The organism is Micromonospora sp. NPDC051296, from assembly GCF_040682255.1.
Taxonomy (GTDB): domain Bacteria; phylum Actinomycetota; class Actinomycetes; order Mycobacteriales; family Micromonosporaceae; genus Micromonospora; species Micromonospora craterilacus.
The window spans coordinates 1-4,582 of sequence record NZ_JBFBAO010000470.1 but is presented as its reverse complement, the minus strand read 5'-3'; the positions used below and the strand labels follow the sequence as shown (position 1 = coordinate 4,582).

At 70.8% G+C, this 4,582-nt stretch carries 5 protein-coding genes and 1 pseudogene; all 6 read left to right on the top strand.

Annotation, left to right across the window (positions count from 1 at the left end; all coding sequences use genetic code 11):
* Positions 1-317: pseudogene (locus AB0M52_RS31025) on the top strand (ABC transporter ATP-binding protein); the annotation flags it as partial.
* Positions 314-1,975 carry an ABC transporter permease gene (locus AB0M52_RS31020; protein WP_363961070.1) on the top strand — a complete coding sequence of 554 codons (1,662 nt, stop codon included), beginning with the start codon at positions 314-316 and terminating at the stop codon, positions 1,973-1,975. The pseudogene AB0M52_RS31025 and the gene AB0M52_RS31020, both read left to right, overlap by 4 nt.
* 130 nt (positions 1,976-2,105) lie before the next feature.
* Entirely contained in the window at positions 2,106-2,681 is a 576-nt protein-coding gene (locus AB0M52_RS31015; RefSeq protein ID WP_363961068.1) for a TetR family transcriptional regulator, read from the top strand.
* Complete coding sequence (locus tag AB0M52_RS31010) at positions 2,674-3,396, top strand: ABC transporter ATP-binding protein (RefSeq protein ID WP_363961066.1); 723 nt, start codon at positions 2,674-2,676, stop codon at positions 3,394-3,396. Before AB0M52_RS31015 ends, AB0M52_RS31010 begins: the two co-directional genes overlap by 8 nt.
* The gene (locus AB0M52_RS31005; RefSeq protein ID WP_363961064.1) at positions 3,393-4,157 is read left to right on the top strand and encodes an ABC transporter permease; all 765 of its coding nucleotides are present in this window, start codon (positions 3,393-3,395) and stop codon (positions 4,155-4,157) included. Before AB0M52_RS31010 ends, AB0M52_RS31005 begins: the two co-directional genes overlap by 4 nt.
* A 151-nt stretch (positions 4,158-4,308) precedes the next feature.
* A partial coding sequence (locus AB0M52_RS31000) for a DUF2089 family protein (protein ID WP_363961062.1) occupies positions 4,309-4,582 on the top strand: 274 nt, incomplete at its 3' end.

The following is a 4,582-nucleotide window of genomic DNA, read 5'->3' as shown; positions in this document are numbered from 1 at the left end:
CGATCGTCCGACAGGGAAAGATCGTCGAGACCGGCTCGCTGACCGACCTGCGTCACCTGACTCGTACCTCGGTCGACGCGGTCACCGACCGGCCGGCCGACGCCCTCGCCGCCCTGCCCGGCGTACACGGGCTGCATGCGGTGGACGGACACGTCCGCTTCGAGGTCGACGGCGACCACCTCGCCGCCGTGGTCCGCCAGCTCGGCGACCTGGGCGTGCAAGGGCTCACCGTCCGCCCGCCCACGCTGGAGCAACTGCTGCTGCGCCACTACGGCGATCAGTTCGGGCACAACGGTGCGGCGGAGATGGCGCGATGACCGCGACGACGCTCGGTCGCCCGGCGCCCGCCGGTGTCACGGTCCACGGCGGCAACCTCGCCGGGGTCGGCACCCTCCTGCGATTCATGCTGCGCCGGGACCGGATCCGCTTCCCCGCGTGGACCCTCGGGTTGGCGTTGCTGATGACATACTTCGCCACCGCGCTGGAGACCATCGTCCAGAGCCCGGAGGATCTGGCCGGGCTGACCGCGTTCTCCGGCAGCCCGGCCGGCGCGCTGTTCGGCGGGCCCGGTTTCGGGTTCGACCAGCTGACCATCGAACGCTTCCTCGCCGGCCAGTACGGCCTCTACGTGGCGATCGGCGCCGGCCTGATGGGCCTGCTCACCGTCGTGCGACACACGCGGTCCGAGGAACGTACCGGTCGGGCCGAGCTGATCCGGGCCAACGTGGTCGGCCGGCACGCCCAGCTCACCGCCGCGCTGACGCTGACCGCCTCGATGGCCGTGCTGGTAGCCCTGCTGATCGGCGCCATGATGGCCGGGCGAGGGTACGACCTGACCGGATCGCTGCTGTTCGGCGCCGCCATCGGCGCGACGGCACTGGCCTTCGCCGGCATCGCCACGGTCACCGTCCAGCTGTCGGAGTATCCCCGAGCCGCGTCCGGCATGGCCGGCACCGCGCTCGGTGCCGCGTTCGTCCTGCGCGGGCTCGGGGACATGGCGGCGGTGCAGGGCAGCGGCCCGTCCTGGTTGTCCTGGCTGTCGCCGATCGGCTGGTCCCAGCAGACCGCGCCCTACGTCCACAATCGCTGGTGGCCCCTCGCCCTTTCCCTCACGTTCGCGGCGGCCACCGCCGCCGTGGGCTACGGCCTGTCGGCGCGTCGGGACTTCGGCGCCGGGCTGGTGCCGCCCCGGCCGGGCTCGCCGCGGGCCGCCGCCTGGCTGGCCGGTCCGCTCGCGCTCGCGTTCCGGCTGCACCGGGCCAGCCTGATCGGGTGGACTGCGGCGCTGTTCGTCGCCGGGCTCGCGTACGGCTCGTTCACCCAGCCGCTGATCGAGGGCTTCGCCGACGCGCCCGAGGACCTGGTGGCCATCATGGGGGGCGCGGAGAACCTCCTCGACGGCTACCTGGGAATGATGGGCGTGACCATGGCGCTCACCGTCGGGGTGTACGCGGTGCTCGCCGTGCAGTCGCTACGCGCGGAGGAAACCGAGGGGCGGGCCGAGCCGGTCCTCGCCACGGCGGTGAGCCGCGCCGCCTGGCTCGGCAGCCACGTCGCCGTCGCCGCCGGCGGCGTGCTCTGGCTGCTGCTGGCCGCCGGCCTCGGCATGGGAGTCGGAGCAGCGGCAAGCACCGGCGACGCCGGGCTGCTCGGCGAGCTGCTGCTCGGCCACATCGCCCATGCCCCGGCGGTCTGGCTGGTCCTCGCCGCCGCCAGCCTGCTCTACGCGGCGGCGCCGAGGGCACTGCCGGTGATCTGGGTGGTGCTCGGCTACGGGCTGATCGTCGGCTACTTCGCCCCGATCCTCGACATCCCCACCGCCGCGCTGCGTCTCTCACCGTTCGAACACATCGGCGATTACCCCCTGGAGGACATCCACGTGGTCGCTGTGGTGCTGCTGACCGTGCTCGCCGCGCTGCTGTTCCAGGCTGCGGCGACCGCGTTCCGCCGCCGCGACCTGGCCGGCAACGCCTGACAGCTGGGACGTTCCGTGCCGCCGAGGTGACACCGGCACCTCGGCGGCCCATTCATTCGAGCCGTCACTCGGCGTCACGGCCTGTCGGCGACCCGTCGACAGACAAAATGTTAGAGGCTAACATTTAGCGGTGACGCAGTCGGAACTTCGCGGCAAGCGGGCGCGCACCTGGGGCCGTCTCGTTGGCCACGCCCTGGACCTGTTCGAGCAGCAGGGCTTCGAACACACCACCGTGAGCCAGATTGCTGCCCGCGCACAGCTGTCGGAGATGACGTTCTTCCGCTACTTCGCCAGCAAGGAAAAGGTCGTCCTCGACGACCCGTACGACCCGATGATCGCCGAAGCGGTCGCCGAGCAACCGGCCACACTGCCGCCGCTGATCCGGGTGACACGCGGCCTGCGCGCGGCGTTCGCCCAGCTCGACGACCTGGAGAACCAGACCACCCGGCGGCGGATCCGGATCGTGGCGAGCACCCCGGCGCTGCGCGCCGGCATGGTGCGCAACAACGCAGCCACCGAGGCGGCCATCGCCGACCGGCTGATCGCCGACGGGGTTCCGACTCTGCCGGCCCGGGTCGCCGCCGCAGTCGTCCTCGCGGCGCTGACCTGCGCTCTGCTGGAATGGGCAACAGCCGAGGACGGGATCAGCCTCACCGATGCGGTCACCACCGCCCTGGACACTGCCGAGGCGGGCTGGCGTGACTGAGCGGCTGTTGGTCCACGGCCTGGTCCGGGACTTCGGCGCCGGCGCCGGCGTGTTCGGCATCGACCTCGCCGTACGCAGCGGTGAGATCCACGCCCTCGTCGGTCTCAACGGCGCGGGCAAGACCACCCTGATGCGGTTGATTCTCGGCATGCTGCGCCCTGCCGCAGGGGTCTGCCGGATCAACGGCCGGCCCCTGACACAGCTCACCGCCAGCGACTGGGCGAAGGTCGGGCACCTCGTCGAGCACCCGTTCGCCTACCCCGAACTCGACGTGCGGACGAACCTGCTCCTGGCCGCACGACTGCGCCGGCTCCCGACCGCGACCGCGGCCAGCCTCGCCGAAGAGGCGCTGACCGAGCTCGACCTGACCCGGTACGCACGGGTCACCGCCCGCCGGCTGTCGCAGGGCAACCGGCAACGTCTCGGCCTCGCGGCCGCGATGCAGCACCATCCGGACCTGATCGTGGTCGACGAGCCGACCAACGCCCTCGACCCGGCCGGGGTGATCCTGCTCCGCAACGCACTGTCCCGCCGGGCCGAAGCCGGGGCGGGCGTCCTGGTCTCCAGCCACCATCTCGACGAGGTCGCCCGCATCGCGCACCGCATCTCGGTCGTCAACCGTGGCCGGCTGATCGGCACCCTCGACCCCGACGCCACCGACCTCGAACGGGCGTTCTTCACCCTGGTCTACGACGACGAACAGGAACCGCGATGACGCCGGCCCTGACCGCGGCACTGCACGTCGAACTGCGCAAGCTGGCGGCCTCCCGAGTGATGCGTACGACCACCGTCCTGCTCGTCGCCGGCATCACCGTCCTCTCCGCCGCCCTCACCTCGGCGGCGGCCGGCGGCAACGAACAGGTCGCCGCTCAACTCGGCCCACTCGCCGAGGCCGACGACTGGGACCTGCTGACCGGCGTGGCGGCCCAGATCACCGCGGCCGGCGGGCTGCTCGCCTTCGGCGTCGCCCTCAGCTGGCTGTTCGGCCGCGAATTCAGTGACGCGACGATCACCGGCCTGTTCGCCCAGCCGGTGTCCCGACGCGTCCTCGTCCTGGCCAAACTCCTCTCCTACCTGCTCTGGGCCGTACTTGCCGCCGTCGCCCTGACCACCATCATCGCCCTGGCCGGAACCGTGCTCGGACTGGGTGCCTGGAACACCGACGTCCGCACCGCCCTCGGGCGTCAGTTCGTCCTTACCGCCGTGTCCGCGCTCGTCGCCAGCCCGGCCGCGTGGGCAGCAACCCTGGGACGAGGAACGCTACCCGGCATCGCCACCACCATCGGCCTGATCGTCGTCGCACAGGTCTCGGTCATCGCCGGAGCCGGAGCGTGGCTTCCGCTCGCGGCGCCGGCCCTGTGGGCGATGCAGCCGCACACCGTGACCCCGGTCCAACTCGCGCTCGTCGCCGTCATCCCCGTCGGTTTCGCTGCGCTGACCACTGCCGCATGGGGCCGACTCCAACTCGACACCTAGCCCGGTGTTCAAAAACGCCGCCGGCAAGCGGGCCACCCAAAGGTGAGTTGAAGATCAACATTAGAAAAATCAAGATTGGTGCGTTGACACCTTAAGAAAGTCAATATACAAATGAATGGCGAGGGTGTCGCCTGGAGTAAGGGAGCCGAGGGTGGACTGGCAGGAACTGACGGACCTGACGCGCGGACAGTCGTTCGTGGTCGAGCGGGTCCGCCTCGCCGGCAGCGGCGTCGTGATCGAGGGACAGTTCGAGCCACCCCAGCTGGCTCAGCTCGACGTCGACGACCAGGTGTTCGTTGCCGCGTTCGTACGGTCGCACGGTTCGATCAAGGAAATGGAGCGGATCTTCGGGGTGAGCTACCCGACGATCAAGTCTCGGCTGAACCGGATCGCCGAGCGCCTCGACTTCGTCGACACCGACCCGG

Bases quoted from the DNA above. Each gene is read 5' to 3' on its own strand.
- AB0M52_RS31020 (WP_363961070.1), top strand. From the start codon at position 314: ATGACCGCGACGACGCTCGGTCGCCCGGCGCCCGCCGGTGTCACGGTC.
- AB0M52_RS31005 (WP_363961064.1), top strand. From the start codon at position 3,393: ATGACGCCGGCCCTGACCGCGGCACTGCACGTCGAACTGCGCAAGCTG.